Origin of the sequence: Bradyrhizobium mercantei, assembly GCF_001982635.1 — a bacterium.
Classification (GTDB): domain Bacteria; phylum Pseudomonadota; class Alphaproteobacteria; order Rhizobiales; family Xanthobacteraceae; genus Bradyrhizobium; species Bradyrhizobium mercantei.
The window spans coordinates 476,988-491,538 of sequence record NZ_MKFI01000002.1 but is presented as its reverse complement, the minus strand read 5'-3'; the positions used below and the strand labels follow the sequence as shown (position 1 = coordinate 491,538).

The 14,551-nt window shown below is 65.1% G+C and carries 11 protein-coding genes; 3 read left to right on the top strand and 8 right to left on the bottom strand.

Annotated elements, in window-relative coordinates; genetic code table 11:
- Positions 1–53: 53 nt before the first annotated feature.
- The 5 genes from BI327_RS09935 to BI327_RS09915 all read right to left on the bottom strand — a co-directional run bounded on the left by BI327_RS09935 (position 54) and on the right by BI327_RS09915 (position 6,159).
- On the bottom strand, positions 54–1,121 hold the full coding sequence (locus BI327_RS09935; protein WP_076860058.1) for a GGDEF domain-containing protein: 1,068 nt from the start codon (positions 1,119–1,121) through the stop codon (positions 54–56).
- 317 nt (positions 1,122–1,438) lie between these two features.
- Positions 1,439–2,911: a DEAD/DEAH box helicase gene (locus BI327_RS09930; RefSeq protein WP_076860056.1), complete on the bottom strand. Its 1,473-nt coding sequence runs from the start codon at positions 2,909–2,911 to the stop codon at positions 1,439–1,441.
- A gap of 538 nt (positions 2,912–3,449) precedes the next feature.
- Positions 3,450–4,286, bottom strand: a complete 837-nt coding sequence (locus BI327_RS41025) for a helix-turn-helix transcriptional regulator (protein ID WP_083742011.1) — start codon at positions 4,284–4,286, stop codon at positions 3,450–3,452.
- A 197-nt stretch (positions 4,287–4,483) separates the two neighbouring features.
- Complete coding sequence (locus BI327_RS09920) at positions 4,484–5,098, bottom strand: TetR/AcrR family transcriptional regulator (protein WP_083742010.1); 615 nt, start codon at positions 5,096–5,098, stop codon at positions 4,484–4,486.
- Positions 5,099–5,202: 104 nt separating this feature from the next.
- Positions 5,203–6,159, bottom strand: a complete 957-nt coding sequence (locus tag BI327_RS09915; RefSeq protein ID WP_076860052.1) for a helix-turn-helix transcriptional regulator — start codon at positions 6,157–6,159, stop codon at positions 5,203–5,205.
- Between the two features lie 321 nt (positions 6,160–6,480).
- On the opposite strand from BI327_RS09915, the gene BI327_RS09910 reads away from it, so the two are divergent.
- The 3 genes from BI327_RS09910 to BI327_RS09900 all read left to right on the top strand — a co-directional run bounded on the left by BI327_RS09910 (position 6,481) and on the right by BI327_RS09900 (position 10,370).
- Positions 6,481–7,977: a caspase family protein gene (locus tag BI327_RS09910; protein ID WP_076860050.1), complete on the top strand. Its 1,497-nt coding sequence runs from the start codon at positions 6,481–6,483 to the stop codon at positions 7,975–7,977.
- 173 nt (positions 7,978–8,150) lie between these two features.
- Positions 8,151–9,395 carry an FAD-dependent oxidoreductase gene (locus BI327_RS09905; protein WP_210191183.1) on the top strand — a complete coding sequence of 415 codons (1,245 nt, stop codon included), beginning with the start codon at positions 8,151–8,153 and terminating at the stop codon, positions 9,393–9,395.
- 198 nt (positions 9,396–9,593) lie between these two features.
- The gene (locus tag BI327_RS09900) at positions 9,594–10,370 is read left to right on the top strand and encodes an outer membrane protein (RefSeq protein WP_076860046.1); all 777 of its coding nucleotides are present in this window, start codon (positions 9,594–9,596) and stop codon (positions 10,368–10,370) included.
- 76 nt (positions 10,371–10,446) lie between these two features.
- Here the strand turns inward: BI327_RS09900 and BI327_RS09895 are convergent, their stop codons facing one another.
- From BI327_RS09895 to parE, 3 genes are all read right to left on the bottom strand, one after another.
- Positions 10,447–11,217: a glucose 1-dehydrogenase gene (locus BI327_RS09895; protein ID WP_076860044.1), complete on the bottom strand. Its 771-nt coding sequence runs from the start codon at positions 11,215–11,217 to the stop codon at positions 10,447–10,449.
- A gap of 188 nt (positions 11,218–11,405) precedes the next feature.
- On the bottom strand, positions 11,406–12,197 hold the full coding sequence (locus tag BI327_RS09890; RefSeq protein WP_076860042.1) for an outer membrane protein: 792 nt from the start codon (positions 12,195–12,197) through the stop codon (positions 11,406–11,408).
- A 230-nt stretch (positions 12,198–12,427) separates the two neighbouring features.
- The gene (gene parE / locus BI327_RS09885; RefSeq protein WP_076860041.1) at positions 12,428–14,488 is read right to left on the bottom strand and encodes a DNA topoisomerase IV subunit B; all 2,061 of its coding nucleotides are present in this window, start codon (positions 14,486–14,488) and stop codon (positions 12,428–12,430) included.
- Positions 14,489–14,551 lie beyond the last annotated feature (63 nt).

Genomic DNA, 14,551 nt, shown 5'->3' with positions numbered 1-14,551 from the left:
GAGCACGGCGCTATCGCGCCTTTGCAGCGCTACGAAGTTCTGAAAGAGGAAATTTACGCCACGCGGGTCTGGGTCTCGGCGCTGTATTCCGGATCGGCTTCGCAGATCACGCGGTTGCGGCCGGCGCGCTTGGCGGCGTAGAGGCAGGCGTCGGCGCGCTCGATCAGCGAATCGGTGTCGTCGGCCGGCTTCAGCATCGACACGCCGACCGAGATCGTGACCCGGCCGAGGATCTCGCCGGTCGACTTCTTCTTCAATTCCTTGGCCATCACGGCGCGGCGGATGTGGTCGGCGACCGTCAGCGCCTGCCGCAGCGCAGTGTTGGGCAGCACGACCGCGAATTCCTCGCCGCCATAGCGGGCGGTGATGTCCTGGCCCTTGATGGTCTGCTTCAGCGACTGCGCCACCAGCCGCAGCACCTGGTCGCCGGTGAGGTGGCCGTAGGAATCGTTGAACGACTTGAAGTGATCGATGTCGAACATCAGCATCGACAGCGGCTCGCCGCTGGCGAGTGCGGTCTGCACCGCCATGTCGATCGAGCGGTCGAAGTATTTGCGGTTGCCGAGGCCGGTGAGCGGATCGGTCAGGCTCTCGGCGCGGATCGCCTCGAGGCTGTGCTGCAGGTCGCTGATCTCCGACTTCGACAGCGCGAGCCGGTTCTCCAGCGCCTGATTGGTCTCGCGCATCTCGCGCGTCGACTTGGCCAGGCTCTCGACGATCGTCTTGATGTGATCGTGGGTCGTGGCGCTCGCAAGCTTGTTGCTGGCGCCGACCAGGCTCGCATCATAATTCGCCGACACGCCGAGCGCATCGGTGATCAGCTTCATGACGGCGTCGATCTCGCCGATGACGCGGGCGCCGACCTTGTCGATGCGGTCCGAGGTCTTGATGTGCGAGAGATAGGTTTCGTAGATCTGCTCGAGATCGGATTCAGAGAGCTTGCCGCTGCGCGCCAGCGTCTCGTTGATGACCTTGTTGAGCGGCGCGTTGTATCCGGTGGCGTAGACGTACCAGATCTCATAGTTGCGAGGGACGGCGGTCTGGCGAAGCGAGCGAATCTGACCAAGCGCGACTTCGGCAAAGGCCAACGTACGTTCGTGTTCGTCCAGCAGCTTGACCACTGTTACGTCCTCAATGCACGCAATGCCGGTCATATCCGGCAGCAATGACTAAACTATTGGCGCGAGGGTACGGGACGAGAATGAAGGCAAGGTAAACAGTGGAACTACGGGGATTTGGCCGCGCCTGACGCGGCACGCGCTCGATTCCGCCGCCGGATCGCGCGCGCTTGCGCAAGCTTTTCGCTTGCGCGCCAATGCGAATGCGCAAACGGCGCGGATTTGCTTCAAACGCGAGGAATCAGCGTGTGCGTCGGTCGCCGCCGGCGACACAGACTCGCCGGGACGCCGCCGCGGGCGCGGCGGCTTCAGAGCAGGCCTTACGCGCGTGCGCGCACAGGTCGCAGCAGGAAGGCGGGCAGGTGCGAGTGATCGGCAGGCTCGTGGTCGACCTCGCGCTGCGGCCGCCGCGGCTCGGCACGCCCGATCGACGGCACGTGCGACGGGGCGGCTTGCGGGGCCGGGTTGCGGCCGTGGCGCGGCTCGCGCTCCGGCTTGGGCTCGCGCTCCTGGCGCGGCTCCCGGTCCTGACGAGCCTCGCGCTCACCGTGACGCGGCTCGCGCTCACGCCGCGGCTTGCGGCCGCCGCGGGCGCCATCGCGCGAACCTTCGCGGCTGCGCGAGCGGCGCGGTGCCGCGTCCTCGTCGGAGGCTTCGCTGTGAACGGTGTAGTCGCCTTCGGCGCGCGGGATCTGCTGGCCGATCAGCTTTTCGATCGCGGCCATCGACTTGCTGTCGAGCGGTGTAACGATGGAGATCGCGGTGCCGGTACGACCGGCGCGGCCGGTGCGGCCGATGCGATGGACGTAGTCGTCGGGGTGATGCGGCACATCGAAATTGAAGACGTGGCTGACCGCGGGAATATCGAGGCCGCGGGCGGCGACGTCGGAGGCCACCAGCAGCGGTAGCTCGCCCTTGCGGAATTGATCGAGCGCGGCCATGCGCGCGCTCTGGTCCATATCGCCGTGCAGGGCGCCGACGCTGAAGCCGTGCTTCTGCAGCGATTTGTGAAGCACAGCGACTTCGCGCTTGCGATTGCAGAAGATAATCGCGTTGTTGAGGTCCTTGGCGTCGCGCAGCAGGCGGCGGAGGATCTCGCGCTTCTCGTGCGGCTCGCGGCCCGCCGGCACCTGGGATTGGGTCACCGTCACCGCAGTCGTTGCGGGCTTGGAGACTTCGATCCGGGCCGGATTGTGCAGGAAGGCTTCGGTGATGCGGCTGATTTCCGGCGGCATCGTCGCGGTGAAGAACAGGGTCTGCCGCGTGAACGGGACGAGCTTGCAGATGCGCTCGATGTCGGGGATGAAGCCCATGTCGAGCATGCGGTCGGCTTCGTCGATGACCAGCAGTTCGACGCCGGTGAGCAGCAGCCCGCCGCGTTCGGTGTGGTCGAGCAGGCGGCCGGGCGTTGCGATCAGGACGTCGACGCCACGCATCAGCTTGGAGTCCTGGTCGCCGAACGAGACGCCGCCGATCAGGAGCGCAACGTTGAGCTTCTGGCCGGCGCCGTATTTGTCGAAATTCTCCTTCACCTGCGCGGCGAGCTCGCGGGTCGGCTCCAGGATCAGGGTGCGCGGCATCCGTGCCCGGGCGCGGCCCTTCTCGAGGATCGTGAGCATCGGGAGAACGAAGGCAGCGGTCTTGCCGGTGCCGGTCTGGGCAATGCCGAGGACGTCGCGCCGGGCGAGGACGTGCGGGATTGCCTGTTCCTGGATGGGGGTGGGATTGGTGTAACCGGTGGCCGCCACTGCGGCTTGGACCTTATCGGACAGGCCTAGATTGGAAAAAGACATTGAGCCTCTGGTCGAAACCGCCGTTCGGAATCGAAGGTAAAAGGCTGTCGCGTTCGGCCCCGAAACGGCTCGCTTTTCTATAAAGCTCGGGGGCTCTGACTAACGCTGACGGACGGCAAACCTGACGAATCGCGTTTCGATCCGAGGGCCGCGTTGCCCCGCAACATAGGGGCGAAACCGGTAAAGTCAATCTTGGAACCGGCCGGATAGCCGAAAAAGCTTAACGTTTTCGCCAAAATAACCGTCATTTCCGTCATTTGGCGGTCAAATGAATCGCCGGTCCCGGATCCGATGACAAAGCCCCGGCGGGGGCCCGCGCCACCGTTGCGGGGGGCGCGTTGCCAAAATATCGAAAACAACCCCATGCAAAGGAGCCGGCGGTGGCCGGTGTTCGACCAGGCCAGTTGACATGTCGGGCAACTCACCGATACACTTCTAATATTCCGAAATCACGCAGGCGCATGCTCACCGCAGGGTGCATTTGGCATTTGCACGGTTCTGCAACCGACGTTCCACGATCGTTGGATCGCCGTTGCGGCTAGTGCCCCGCAGCCCGGTACTCGCCGGGCGTCAAACCCTCCGATGCGCTGAAGATCCGGTAGAAGGTGGCGAGGCTGCCGAAGCCGCAGGAGAGGGCGACGTCGGCGATCGGCCGCGGCGGCTGTTCGCAAAGCAGCCTGCGGCTCTCGCTCAGGCGCTGGGCGGTGACGGTCTGCGAGAAGCTCGCGCCGGTCGCCTCGAACAGCACGTGCAGGTAACGGACCGAGACGCCGAGCATGTCGGCGACCATCCCCGGCGACAGCGCCGGCTTCGCGAGGTGGCGCGTGATCAGGCGGCGCGCGAGGCTGAGCCGGCCGACGCGCAACGCCTGCTGCGCGCGGCGGCTGCCCGGCCTGATCGCGCCGCGCTCGATCAGCGCAAGGTCGGCCACGATCTTGACCAGCGCAGGAATGCTCGCGGTATCGCCGGCCTCGGTCGCCTCCTTGAAGTCGGCAAGGCAGGCTTCGAGCAACGGCGCCCAGCCGCGATTGCCTGTCGCCGGAGAACTCCGAAGAGCTAGCTCGTGTGCCGGAGCCTGATCCGGGTGCAGCTCCATGGCATCCGCGACAAGCGTGCGTGCGGAGCCTGCGGCGAGCGTTTCCGGGCTGTGATCCCCAAGCTTAATGCGCATCGTGCATGACCTCTCGCTCTGCATCAGAGCGCGCGTCGCCGGTAAGGAAATCGGCTGTGCCGAGCCCGGGCGAAGCGCCAGCGCGGTTCTGGCGAAATCGACGGAAATTATCTTCTCAATGCGCGCAGGCTGATCACTTCGGTCCAGAGAGCGCCGGATCGCGCGACGATCGGCCGGGTCGTCGGTTTGTCCCATGTCAGCCATTCGAGACGTCTCCAAAGGTCTTTGCGATGCAATATCGTATATTTCACATAGTCATGTAAAATATGAAACATGTAACATGTGGCGCAAGATGTCCACGGCCCCGGCGGCATGGCCCTGCCGGGTCCTCGGATGGTCGATCGTCCTGGGGGGGGGGGGGGCGGATCAGCGGCGACTGCGCGCGCCGGCCGTCGTGCGGATTACTTCCGCTTCGGCATCACGGCGCAGCCGTAGAGCACCATTGCGCACATCTGGCGATAGCGTGCGGAGAAGTCGTCGCGGGCGATCGGCGGCAGCGCCTGGTTGACGGCGCGCGCGCCGTCGGCGAGTGCCTGTGCGATCTGCGCCGCGGTGAACTCGCCGTTCAGCTTCAAGAGCCGCGCGGCCTGCAACTCGATCACGAGTTTTTCCAGGTCAGCCTGAAACGAGACCGCCGATTTGATCATCAGGTCGCGGCAGCGCTTGAAGGCTTCGGCATTGAGCTCGACGGTATGCGGCGAATGCGTCAGGCGCCGCCGTGTCTCGCCGTAGCGGACGTCGAGAATGGTCGCGAAAATATCCAGCGCACCGCCGCCCTTCGCCCGCACGGACCGGCCGGCTTCCAGCGCCAGCGCGACGTCCTCGACGTGACGCCAGGCAATGACGGCGCGAAACGCCTCTTCCTTGTTGCTGAAGTAGTAATACAGCGCGCGCTGGGTGAAGCCGCAGGCCTTGGCCAGGCCGACCATCGACAGCCCGCTATAGCCGTAGTCGAGAAAAGCCTGGTTGACCTGCGTCAGCAGGTCAGGTCCGGGCTTGATCATCTTCTTCGACATCAGGATTCCGAGGACGACAAGGGGACGGCGCGCGACGCCGGGAATCCCGATTACGGGCAACAAGGCGCTTTAGCAACCCGCAATAGGCCGGTGCGGACGGACGCTCAGGCCAATCGCGCCCGGTAGTCGCCCGGCGTCATCGATTCGGACGCATTGAACAGGCGGTAGAACGTCGCGAGGCTCTCGAAGCCGCAGGCGAAGGCGACCTCGGCGATCGTCTGCCGGGGCTGCTCGCGGAGCAGGCGGCGGCTTTGCGCGAGCCGGAGCGCGGTGACGGTCTCCGAGAAGCTGTTCTCGGTCTCCTCGAACAGGATGTGCAGGTGACGCACCGAGATGCCGGTCAGGCCGGCAATCAGGCTGGGCGTCAGCGCCGCGCTCGAGAGGTGCCGCCGGATCAGTCGGCGGGCCAGCGACAGATGGGCGGTTCGCAGGGCCTGCTGGGCGAGCCGGCTCTTTGGCCGCATGTGACCGCGCTCGATCAGCGCGACATGGGCAAGCGCCTGCACCATCGGAGCCGTATCCGCCGCCGCGGTGGCCTCGTTGCTTTCGATGAGGTCGCGGAAGCATGATTCCAGCAGCGTCCGCAGCGCGGTCTCATCCTGCAAGGGCCTGGGGACGAGCTCGCCGAGCTCGGTGCCCGGCGGGACGAGGTTCGCCACCGGGATCTTGATGATGCGCAAATGGAAGCCGTCCTCATGCAGCGGGACGGTGCGATAGGGCAAGTCCGAATAGCTGGTCGCGAACATGCCGTCGCGCACCGCGAATTCATCGAGCCGCGCGCCGCCGAACCAGCCGCCGCCGCCGAGCTGCTGGTAGACGCACAGGCTGTCGCTGGCCGCGTCGGCGATGTCGCCGGCGCGCCGTTCCACGCGGTAGGGCGAGGCGCGCAGCTCGACCAGCCCGGCATCGCCGAGCTTGCGCAGCGAGAACTCGCCGAAGAAGTCCCGGCGCCGCTCGGGCTCGAGCTCGGCGGTGACGCCGAACAGGCCCTTGGCGCGAACCTCGCGCCAATAGTCGAAGCGATCCCGGGGATCGACCTGATCAGTAGACCATGTGTGCACGGAAAAGCCCCTGGGACCTGTGGAGAGCTCGCGCCGGAGTGAAGCCTCGAATCTATCACGCGGGCTGTAAAAAGAAACTTGACCTGGGACGGATCGGACGCCCCATGGTCGCTGCGGGATGGCCGGTCATGACGGCCGTCCGCCGCAGGCCTTGAACCGGCCAAACGGCTGATCCGACTATTAAAGCGCGGCGAGATCAGTCTGGATCGTCATCGCGCTTTAGGTCTTTGTTTGAGCATGATCTTTCCGGAAAACCGCTTCGCACTTTTCCGGATCATGCTTTAGGCGGCAGTCGCACGAGCGGCGCAGGCGGGAATTGGGATGAAGAGCTGGCTTTCAAGATTTTCAGCGGCCCTGTTGGCGGTCGCATTTGCGACATTCGCAGCGCCCGCCCAGGCCGAAAAGCGCGTCGCGCTGGTGATCGGCAACAACGACTACAGGAATGTGCCGAAGCTGCAGAAGGCGGTGAACGACGCCCGCACCATGGGCGACACGCTGAAGCAGCTCGGCTTCAACGTCATGGTGGCCGAAAATCTGAACCGGCAGGCGTTCTCGGAGACGCTGCTCGCGTTCGACCGCGCCGTGGAACCCGGCGATACCGCGTTCTTCTTCTATGCCGGTCACGGCTTCGAGATCGCCGGCCAGAATTTCCTGCTGCCGACCGACGTGCCGGCGGCGACCGAAGGCCAGGAGGAACTGGTGCGCGACGCCTCGGTTCTCGCCGACCGCATCGTCGAGCGGTTGCAGAACAAGAAGGCGCGCACCTCGATCCTGGTGTTCGACGCCTGCCGCAACAATCCGTTCGAGCGCGCCGGCACGCGCGCGGTGGCCGGCGGCGGTGGGCTGGCGCCGATGACGCAGCTGCCGGAAGGCGTGTTCTCGGTGTTTTCGGCGGGGCCGCGCCAGACCGCGCTCGACCGGCTGTCGAACGACGATGCCAATCCCAATTCGGTGTTCACGCGGACCTTCGCCAAGGAGTTGCTGCAACCCGGTGAAAACCTGGTGCAGGTCGCGCAGCGCACCCGGCGCCTGGTCAGCGAGATGGCCGAGACCGTGAAGCACAAGCAGATCCCGGTCTATTTCGACCAGATGGTCGACGACGTCTTCCTGAACGGGATCGCGAAGGGGCAGGCCGAGGCGGCCAAGCCGTCCGCGCCGCCGCAGCAGGTCGCCGCGCTGCCGCCGGTCGCGGTGCCGAAGCTGCCGAAGGAAGACTCGGTCAACGCCCCGATCGCGAGCTTCTCGCGGCACAATGGCGGCTGGACCGTGGTGTTCTCGATCGCCGATCCGACGCTTGGCATTTCCTGGCGGATGGGCGACAGCGGCGATTTCCGCGAAACCGGCTTCATCGATACGCTCGATCCGCGCACGCGCAAGCGGATGCCCAATCCGTCGATCGAGCTGCCACCCGACGCGCCGGCGGCCACGATCGAGATTCGCTATGTCGATACGCAGGGCGTGATGCAGGGTCCGTTCCCGATCAAGTTCGATCCCGACGCCGCACTGATCCGCGACCAGCGCAAGATCCTCGACATGACCGCGACGAGCTGGCTGTCGTTCCGCGAGTTCAACGGGCTGCTGGTCTACTACACGCATCTGATGTCGTATCGCTGTGCGATCCGCGAGGTGCGGATCGGCATCGACACCGCGGTGCCGGACAAGGTCCTGAAGATGCCCGCCTGCAATCAGCGCGACCCGAGTGCGATCCCGTCCGACGCGCAGCCCTATCTGAAACTCGCACCGCAGACCAAGGCGGTCTCGGTGGAGCTGACCTATCGCGACGGCAGCGTGTCGGAAATCAAGACGTTCCGGCGCTAAAGCGCGATGAGATTTGCTTGAATCGTCATCGCGCTTTAGCCTTTTGTTTGAGCATGATCTGTTCGGAAAACCGCTTCGCACTTTTCCGGATCATGCTTTAGCCTTGCATCCTTGTCGTCCGATCCGCGTTACAGTCGGAGCCTGAGCGGCGAGGCAGCTACAAGGACGGCATCATGGATGCGGGTGATCCGAGGCAGGCGAACAGGCGACAGATGAAGGTGCGCTGCTGCGTGGTCGGCGGCGGGCCGGCCGGCATGATGCTCGGCCATCTGCTCGGACGCGCCGGGGTCGACGTCGTGGTGCTGGAGAAGCACGCCGACTTCTTCCGCGACTTCCGCGGCGACACCGTGCATCCCTCGACGTTGCAGGTGATGGACGAACTCGGTCTGATCGACGGCTTCCTGAAGCTGCCGCACCAGGACATCCAGAAGCTCGACGGCTTGTTCGGCGGCACCTCGGTGCGGATTGCCGACCTCAGCCGCCTCAGCGTCAAATATCCCTTCATCGCGATGATGCCGCAGTGGGACTTCCTGAATTTCCTGCGCGACAGCGGCAGGCGTTTCCCGTCGCTGAAGGTGCTGATGAACGCGGAGGCGACCGATTTGATCCGGCGCGGCGATACTGTCGCCGGTGTCCGCGCGAATACGCCCGATGGCCCGATCGACATCGAGGCGGATCTCACGATCGGCTGCGACGGCCGCCATTCCATCGTGCGCGAGCGCGCCGGCCTCGAGGTCGAGGAAATCGGCGCGCCGATGGACGTGCTGTGGTTTCGCGTCGGGCGGCGTCCGGACGAGACCGAGAATCTGTTCGCGCGCATCGACCACGGCAAGATGATGGTGACGTTCGACCGCGGCGACTATTGGCAATGCGCCTACGTGATCGCCAAGGGACAATACGAGGCCGTGAAGGCGAGGGGATTGCCGGCAATGCTCGACGACGTGCTGCATCTCGCGCCGATCCTCAAGCCCGGCATCGGCGACGTGAAGAGTTTTGACGACGTCAAGCTGCTCACGGTCGCGATCAATCGACTGAGACGATGGACCCGTCCCGGCCTGCTCTGCATCGGCGACGCCGCGCATGCGATGTCGCCGATCGGCGGCGTCGGCGTCAACCTCGCGGTGCAGGACGCGGTCGCCACCGCCAACATCCTGGCGGCGAAGCTCGTTCACGGCGTACCGTCGGAGGACGAGCTCGACGCGGTGCGGCGCCGGCGCGAGTTTCCGGTGCGCGTGACGCAGCGCATGCAGGTGATCGCGCAGAGCAATATCATCAGCGCGGCGCTGAAGGGCGGCGATCAACCGGTGCCGTTCGCGCTGCGGTTGATCACGGCAATGCCCTGGCTGCAGGGGCTGACGGCCCGTCTCGTCGCCGTCGGGGTGCGGCCGGAGCACGTGCATTCGCCGGCCGCGAGCTGACGCCGTGCATCTTGACTGCTAAGAATCCATCAAGGATAACAGTCGCTTAAAGCGAACAATAAAAGTTGCTCGACAGCAACAGCGCGACAAGATTCGAAATGCGCGTGAGCCGATTCCGCACCGGCAGCTTCAGCAGTTTTCTTTTGGTAAGGGTCCTCGGGGAATGCTGTGCCCATCAGACAACCTGGGGGTGCTGCCGTGTTTCGGACCAAATTCATTGCCGCGTTGACCGCCACCACTGCGCTCGGCCTCGGCGCCGCGTCCGCCGCCGATCTCGCCGCGCGTCCCTACACCAAGGCGCCGGTCTATGTGGAGACGATCTACAACTGGTCCGGCTTCTACATCGGCGGCCATCTCGGCGGCGCCTGGACCAACCAGCAGTGGGTCAACAGCGCCAACACCTCGGCATTCGGCGATCTGTCGCCGGGGCAGGGCTTCCGTCAGCGCGGATCGGGTTTCATGGGCGGCGGCCAGATCGGTTACAACTGGCAGGCCAACAATTTCGTGTTCGGCGTCGAGGGCACGATCTCCGGGCTCGACAATTCCGGCCGTGTCACCAACACGGTGTTCGGCGCGGGCCGCGATGATGAGTTCAGCTGGCGCTCGAATGCGATGGCGACGATCGTCGGCCGCGCCGGTTACGCGATCCAGAACAATCTGCTCTACATCAAGGGCGGCTATGCCGGCGTGAACAATCGCCTGTCCGTCGTCGACAACCTTCCGCCGGCGACCGGCTCCGGCAGCCAGACCCACTGGGCCAGCGGCTGGACCGTCGGCGCCGGCTGGGAATACGGCATCACCCGCAACTGGACCATCGGCGTCGAATACAATTACGCGGCCTTCGAGCGTCAGACCTATCAGCTCGCCGGCACCGCGGCAGGCACCTATACGTTCGACGCCAAGCCGCGCGACATTCAGTGGGCGGTGGTGCGCGTGAACTACAAGTTCGACGCGCCGGTCATCGCGCGCTACTGAGCTAGACAGAGGCGAGCAGGATGCGAGGGCCCCGGCGAATGCCGGGGCTCTCGTGTTTTAAGGGGCTCTCGTGCTTTCAGACCATTACTGAATAGCCGCCGTCGACCGGGATCGCGGTGCCGGTGACGAAGTCCGACGCGGGCGATGCCAGGAACACGGCGATGCCGGCGAAGTCGTCGATAACGCCCCAGCGTGCCGCCGGCGTGCGGGCGAGCACACGCTCGTGCAGCCCGGCAACCTGCTGGCGCGCGCCCTTGGTCAGGTCGGTGTCGATCCAGCCCGGCAGGATGGCATTGACCTGGATGTTGTCGGGAGCCCAGGCGTTGGCGCAGGCACGGGTGTACTGCACGATGCCGCCCTTGCTCGCGGCGTAGGCCGCAGCGAAGCTCGCGCCGAAGATCGACATCATCGAGCCGATATTGATGATCTTGCCGTGGCCCGACGCCTTGAGCGCCGGGTAGGCCACCTTCGAGCACAGGAAGGCGCTGGTGAGGTTGGTGTCGATCACCTTGCTCCACTCGTCGAGCTCGAGCTCGTGCGGCGGCTTGCGGATGCTCATGCCGGCATTGTTGACGAGGATGTCGATCCGGCCGAGCTCGCCGATCACCCGCTCGACCATGGCCGCGATCGCGGCCTTGTCGGTCACGTCGGTTGCGACCGCGATCGCCTTGGCGCCGCGCTTGCCGAGATCCTCGACGGCGGCCTTCGACTTCGCCTCGTTGCGGCCGACCACGGCGACCGCGGCGCCGGCATCCGCCAGGCCGCGCGCCATGCCGAGCCCGATGCCGCCATTGCCGCCGGTGACGATCGCGACCCGGCCGGTGAGATCAAACTGTCCGTTTTTCATTGTTGTTGCCCGCTGTGGTTTGAATCCGGCCGCGAGAGTGCCCGATCGTCACAGCGCTGACCAGATCAGCCGCGTCCGGTCGGCCCTGCGCCAGCCCGCGGTGCGCGCGGCCCGGTTCCCGAAGCCATCAGGGCAACAAAAAAGCCCCGGACGATGCCGGGGCTTTTGATCTGCTATGTCAGCAAAGCTCAGTACTTGGCGACAACCGGACCGGTCCAGTTGAAGCGGTAGACCAGCGAGGTGCTGATGGTCTGGACGAGCGGCTTGAAGGTGATGTCGGTGCCGTTCGAGAGGTTGGTGCCGTCGACCAGCTCGGAGATGTTCTTGCTGTCGTAGTAAGCGGCGCGATACTCGGTCTTCATGAACCAGCCCGGCGCGGTAATGCCGAAGATGTTCAGGTTGTTCTCGACGCCGCCGCCGACGAACCAGCCGCTGCGATCGAAGCTGTTGGTGTGCAGGCCGGAGGGGAGAGCGCTCGCGGTGTTGAACAGGGTGGTGCCCTTCCAGTGCGAGCTGGAGTAACCGGCGTTGACGTAGGACAGAACGTTCGGAGCGACCAGATAGCCCAAGCGCGCACCGGCGGCCCAGCTGTAGTCGTTCTTGATGTTGCCGGCGACCAGGTTGAACTGATCCTGGATGGTGCCCTTGAGGCTGCCGAACTGACCGTCGGCGAACACGCCGATCACCCAGCTGTTGGCGGTCTGCCAGTCGTAGCCGGCACCGACGGTGCCGTACCAGCCATCGCCACCCTGGCGCTGGTTGAAGCCGAGGATCGGCGCGCCAGTGACGGTCGACTGGGTGCCGGTGTCAGCGTCCCAGAGGCCACCGCCGCCACCGCCGAAGATGTAGAAGCCGGTCCAGCTCGGCGCCACCGCGATCGGGGCCGGAGCCTTGGTGTAGGGGCGGGCAGCCAGGTCAGCAGCCGACGCCGAACCCGTCATCGCAGCAACCGCGGTCAGAGCCAGCAAAAACTTTTTCATGTCCAAATCCCCGACTTTCGTTCGATCTCGTCGCTTGACCGGAAGCGCTCTGGCGCCGATTCCCCAGCCGTCATGTCAGGGACTATACGTGGTTCCGCCGGAAATGCTGTTGCGGGTGAGACACAACCGGCCGAAAACGAAACCGCAGACGTTCTCCGAAAGGGCCAATGAAAACGGCCGCCCCCGATCAGGAGGCGGCCGAAAAGTCATGCCAAATCAGTTGGTTGACCCTAAACGTCGAGCAGATCGTCGCTGGCGAATTCGGCCTTGTCGGAGATGAAGGCAAAGCGGGCTTCCGCCTTGGTTCCCATCAGCCGCTCGACCGAGTCGGCGGTGCCCTCGCGGTCATCGGCCAGCAACACCACGCGCAGCAGGGTCCGCTTGGCCGGATCCATGGTGGTTTCCTTGAGCTGCGCCGGCATCATCTCGCCGAGGCCTTTGAAGCGGTTCACCTCGACCTTGGCGTTGGCGTTGAACTCGCTCTTCAGCAGCTCTTCCTTGTGGGCGTCGTCGCGGGCGTAGATCGACTTGGTGCCATGCTTCAGTTTGTAGAGCGGCGGCACCGCCAGATAGAGATGGCCCTCGTCGATCAGCCGCGGCATCTGCCGGTAGAAGAAGGTGATCAGAAGCGATGCGATGTGGGCGCCGTCGACGTCGGCGTCGGTCATGATGATGATGCGCTGATAGCGCAGATCCTCTTCGCGGTAGTGTGCGAGCGTGCCGCAGCCGATCGCCTGCACGAGGTCGGAGAGCTGCGCGTTCGCGGTCAGCTTGTCCTTGCCGGCGGACGCGACGTTGAGGATCTTGCCGCGCAGCGGCAGCACGGCCTGCGTCTTGCGATCGCGCGCCTGCTTGGCGCTGCCGCCGGCCGAGTCGCCTTCGACGATGAACAGTTCCGAGCCTTCGGTGCCGGCGTCGGAGCAATCGGCGAGCTTGCCGGGCAGGCGCAGCTTCTTGCCGGCGGTCTTGCGCGCGGTCTCCTTTTCCTGGCGGCGGCGCAGCCGCTCCTCGGCGCGATCGATCACGAAATCGAGCAGCCGGTTGGCCTGGTTCGGATTGCCTGACAGCCAATGGTCGAACGGATCCTTCATCGCCTGTTCGACGATGCGCTGCGCTTCGGCGGTGGCGAGGCGGTCTTTCGTTTGGCCCTGGAATTCAGGCTCGCGCACGAACACCGAGAGCATGACGGCCGCGCCCACCATCACGTCTTCCGAGGTGACGGAGGCGGCGCGCTTGCCCTGGCCCGCGCGCTCGGCATGGTCCTTCAGGCCGCGCAGCAGCGCGCTGCGCAGGCCGGATTCATGAGTGCCGCCGTCGGGCGTCGGCACCGTGTTGGTGTAGGACGACAGGAAGCCGTCGGCATCGGCCGTCCAGGCAACTGCCCATTCGCAGGCGCCATGCGCACCGCTGCGGCCGGATTTGCCGGAGAAGATATCCTGATGCACCAGCGTGTCGGCGTGGATCGCCGCGGCCAGATAATCCTTCAAGCCGCCGGGGAAGTGGAACTTGGCTTCCGGCGGAACGTCCTCGACGCCCTTCAGCAGTTCCTGATCGCAGTGCCAGCGAATCTCGACGCCGCCGAACAGATAGGCCTTCGAGCGCGTCATCTTGAACAGGCGCTGCGGCTTGAAGACCGCCTTGGCGCCGAAGATATCGGTGTCCGGCTTGAAGCGGATCCGCGTGCCGCGGCGATTGTTGACCTTGCCGAGGTCCTCGAGCTTGCCCTTGGGATGGCCGCGCTCGAACGTCATGCGATGCAGCTGTCCGCTGCGCGCAACCTCGACCTCGAGCCGTGAGGAGAGGGCGTTGACCACGGAGACGCCGACGCCGTGCAGGCCGCCCGAGGTCTCGTAGACATCGGAATTGAATTTGCCGCCCGAGTGCAGCGTGCACATGATGACTTCAAGTGCGGACTTCTTCGGGAATTTCGGATGCGGGTCGACCGGAATGCCGCGGCCGTTGTCGGTCACGGTCAGGAAGCCGTCTGCGGTCAGCTCCACGTCGATGAAGGTGGCGTGGCCCGCCAGCGCCTCATCCATACAGTTGTCGATCACCTCGGCGAACAGGTGGTGCAGCGCCTTCTCGTCGGTGCCGCCGATATACATGCCGGGGCGCTTGCGAACCGGTTCCAGGCCCTCCAGAACCTCGATGCTCGCCGCCGTATAGCTGGCTTCGGCGTCCTTGACGGGCTTGGCCGCAGCCTTCGCCGGGGCGCGTCCCTTCGGTTCCGGGGCCTCGAACAGGTCGTTGGAAGGTTTGCTTTTAGCGTTTGACTTCAATGATTTGGCCATCGTTCTTCAAGTGGCGCGCCGGTCCTGGCGCGGCGAATCGGTTGCTCTGACTATGCCACGGAT